The organism is Stenotrophomonas sp. FW305-C-20-S1, from assembly GCF_058783335.1.
In genome coordinates this window covers 1-2755 of the sequence record NZ_JBYTEK010000077.1, presented here as the reverse complement: position 1 = coordinate 2755, position 2755 = coordinate 1, and the positions used below count along the sequence as shown (strand labels likewise).

The 2755-nt window shown below is 69.9% G+C and carries 3 protein-coding genes; 1 reads left to right on the top strand and 2 read right to left on the bottom strand.

What is annotated here, in order from left to right:
* Positions 1–217: 217 nt before the first annotated feature.
* Both AC3WTC_RS20450 and AC3WTC_RS20445 read right to left on the bottom strand, forming a co-directional pair.
* The gene (locus AC3WTC_RS20450) at positions 218–928 is read right to left on the bottom strand and encodes a YceI family protein (protein WP_093820974.1); all 711 of its coding nucleotides are present in this window, start codon (positions 926–928) and stop codon (positions 218–220) included.
* 85 nt (positions 929–1013) lie between these two features.
* Positions 1014–1604: a malonic semialdehyde reductase gene (locus AC3WTC_RS20445; RefSeq protein ID WP_025878215.1), complete on the bottom strand. Its 591-nt coding sequence runs from the start codon at positions 1602–1604 to the stop codon at positions 1014–1016.
* Between the two features lie 122 nt (positions 1605–1726).
* Here AC3WTC_RS20445 and AC3WTC_RS20440 point away from each other — a divergent pair, with 122 nt between their 5' ends.
* Positions 1727–2686: a mitochondrial fission ELM1 family protein gene (locus AC3WTC_RS20440; RefSeq protein WP_025878217.1), complete on the top strand. Its 960-nt coding sequence runs from the start codon at positions 1727–1729 to the stop codon at positions 2684–2686.
* Positions 2687–2755: the final 69 nt, after the last annotated feature.

Genomic DNA, 2755 nt, shown 5'->3' with positions numbered 1-2755 from the left:
CCCCCCCCCCCCCCCCCCCCCCCCCCCCCCCCCCCCTCCCCCCCCCCCCCCCCCCCCCCCCCCCCCCCCCCCCCCCCACTACCAGACGATCGGGCCACCGAGTGATTCGGCAATCGGCCAATCAGGCAATCGAGCGACCCGTCCAGGACATCGCCAAAAAAGAAGGCCCGCTTTTCAGCGGGCCTTCTGCCTTCTCACGACGAATGAGCGGGAGGGATCAAGCCGCCGGCTTCTCGCCGGTGGCTTCGGTGGTGATGCGGATCTTCACTTCATCGCTGACGTTCGGGGCGTAGGCGCCGACGCCGAAATCGCTGCGCTTGATCGTGGTGGTGGCATCGAAGCCGGCGGCCGGAACCTTGGCCATCGGGTGCTCGCCGCCGCCGTTGACGGTGACGTCCAGGGTCACCGGCTTGGTGATGTCCTTGATGGTCAGGTCGCCGGTGACGGTCAGCTTGTTGGTGCCGGCCGATTCAACCTTGGTGCTCTTGAAGGTGGCAGCCGGGAACTTGGCAGCGTCGAAGAAATCGGCGCTCTTCAGGTGCTCGTCGAACTTGGCGGTGAAGCTGTTCAGGCCGCTCAACGGCAGCTTCACTTCCACGGTGGACTTGGTGACGTCGGTGGCGTCGTACACCAGGGTGCCTTCGGCGTTGCCGAAGTGCGCGCTCGGGTTGGAGAAGCCGAAGTGGCTCCACTGCGCCAGCACGTCGGTGTGGGTCGGGTCGAGCTTGTAGGTGCCCGAGGCGATGGTGATGGCGGCAGCGGCCGGGGCGGCAGCAGCGGCATCGGCGGCCGGGGTGGTGGCAGCCTGTTCGGTGGCGGCCGGGGCAGCAGCATCGGCCGCCGGGGCGGCGGTGTCGGCCGGCTTGGAGCAGGCGGCGATGGCCAGGGTCAGGGCCAGCGGCAGCAGCAGTTTACGGGTGGCGCTCATCTCAGGAACTCTCCGGATCGTAGGGTGGGAACACAGTGCAGCAATGGCCCGCCACGGCGGGCGGGCCCGAAACCGATACAGCGACTTACGCGATGCGCGCCGCTTCGTCGAAGGACAGGCGCGGCAGACGGGGGAACAGGCCCGAATCGTCACCGTACCCCAGGTTGACCAGGAAATTCGACTTGATGCTGGTGCCGGCGAAGAAGGCTTCATCGACCTTGGCGTTGTCGAAGCCGGACATCGGGCCGGCATCCAGCCCCAGCGCGCGTGCGGCCAGGATCAGGTAAGCGCCCTGCAGGCTGCCGTTGCGGAACGCGCCTTCATGGCGGCCTTCGCGCGGGCCGTCGAACCAGGCCTTGGCGTCGGTGTGCGGGAACAGGTACGGCAGCTTCTCGTGGAAGTCCTGGTCGAAGGCCACGATGACGGTGACCGGGGCAGCCAAGGTCTTGTTGTGGTTGCCTTCGGACAGGGCCGGGGCCAGCTTGGCCTTGGCTTCGGCCGACTTCACGAACACGAAGCGCGCCGGGCTGCCGTTGGCGGCGGTCGGGCCCCACTTCAGCAGGTCGTACAGGGCGTGCAGCTGGGCGTCTTCGACCGGCTTGTCGAGGAAGGCGTTCTGGGTACGGGCAGTGCGGAACAACTGGTCCAGTGCAGCAGCGTCGAGCGCGTGGGACATCGGTGGATCTCCAGGGCGGCTAAGGTCTGTGCCCGCGGGCGGCGCGGGGCGAAACGTCGATCCGCAGTGTAGAGTGTCGCGACTGTTGCAACACCCAGCAGGGCTGAAACGAATTAATGCCAATGGTGAAACGATCGAGCGCGCCTTGGACGGTCACCGACGGCCGTGCCGGCAATGTCCGGCAGGCGGTCGCGCTGGCCTCGGCGCTGCGCCAAGGCACCCACCGCCCCCTGATCCTGCAGCCCCGGGCGCCATGGCGCTGGCTGGCACCGCGGCGCTTGCCCGGTGATGTGCACGGCTACGGCCAAGCCCTGGCAACCCTCGCCGCCGATGCGCCCGCGCTGGCGATCGGCTGTGGCCGCCAGGCCGCCGGCGCGCTGCGCGTACTGCGTGCGCGCGGCAGCCAGGTGGTGCAGATCCTCGACCCGCGCATCGGTTCCCGCCACTGGGACGTGGTGGTGGTGCCCGAACATGACGCGTTGCGCGGCAGCAACGTGCTGACCCTGATCGGCAGCCTGAACCCGGTGGACGATGACTGGCTGGCCTGGGGCCGCGCGGCGTTCGCCAGCTTCAGCACCCTGCCCGGCCCGCGCACTGCGCTGCTGGTGGGCGGCCCGACGCCGCTGGCGCCGTGGGACGAAACCGCGATGGTGCATGTATTCCAGGCGCTGGCCGAGCAGATCCGCAGCGAGGGCGGCAGCCTGCTGGCGACGACGTCGCGACGCACGCCGCCAGCATTGGCCGAGATCCTGCGCGCGAAGTTCGCCGATCTGCCGCATGTGATCTGGGGCGATGGCGGCGATGGCGTGAACCCGTATGCCGGCCTGCTCGGCTGGGCCAACCGCGTGGTGGTGTCGCCCGATTCGGTGAACCTGTTGTCCGAGGCCAGCGCCACCCGCATGCCGGTGATGGTGGCCCTGGCCGATACCGCACAGGGACGGTTGGCGCGCTTCCAGCAGCAGCTGCGAGAGCGCGGGCGCCTGCAGCCGCGTTGGCTGGACTGGCAGTACGACCGCATCGAACCCCTGCGCGAAACCACGCGGATTGCCGCCGAGGTCAAAGCGCGCCTGGCATCACGGTAGTGGGGGGGGGGGGGGGGGGGGGGGGGGGGGGGGGGGGGGGGGGGGGGGGGGGGGGGGGGGGGGGGGGGG